Consider the following 517-nt stretch of genomic DNA (forward strand, 5'->3'; position numbering starts at 1 on the left):
TGATATGGCGACCTTGCCTTCACCCTCCTTCGTGAGCGTGACAGCGTAGGTCGTTGGAGCTTTCTTCGTAAAAGTTGCTCGTACAGTCGTGTTGCCAGCAACCTCAAAAGTCTTGCTCTTGAGTATGTCCACATCATTGGCGGTTAGAGCGACTAGCTCCCAACCGTCGGCTGGTGTGGCAAAGACCGTTAGCTCTGTACCTGCGGGTACTCGCTGGAGGTTCTTAGCACCACGGACGACAAGCTCTCCCTCACCTTCCTGTGAGGTCTCCACACTGTAGGTGTCGTCTGCATTGACTGTCCACGTTGCCTCTTTGCTTACAGCCTTAGGGGCATCGTTGGTGACGGTCACTTTGACTTTGTTCCCCACAAGCTCCTTAGCTTGATAGGTCAGGCTAAGGTTCGTCAGGGACGCTAGCGGGATAGAGGCACCACTCTGTACGCTCTTACCGAGGAAGAGGAGCGTGCCTACTGTCTCGTCATAAGCAAAGCTGACGCTATACTTTGTCGGACGTGGG

Annotated in this window: 1 protein-coding gene; it reads right to left on the reverse strand. The window is 54.0% G+C overall.

Annotation, left to right across the window (positions count from 1 at the left end; translation table 11 throughout):
- A partial coding sequence (locus tag PORUE0001_RS07935) for an InlB B-repeat-containing protein (RefSeq protein ID WP_007365930.1) occupies positions 1 to 517 on the reverse strand: 517 nt, incomplete at both ends.

It is taken from the genome of Porphyromonas uenonis 60-3 (genome assembly GCF_000174775.1).
Lineage (GTDB): Bacteria > Bacteroidota > Bacteroidia > Bacteroidales > Porphyromonadaceae > Porphyromonas > Porphyromonas uenonis_A.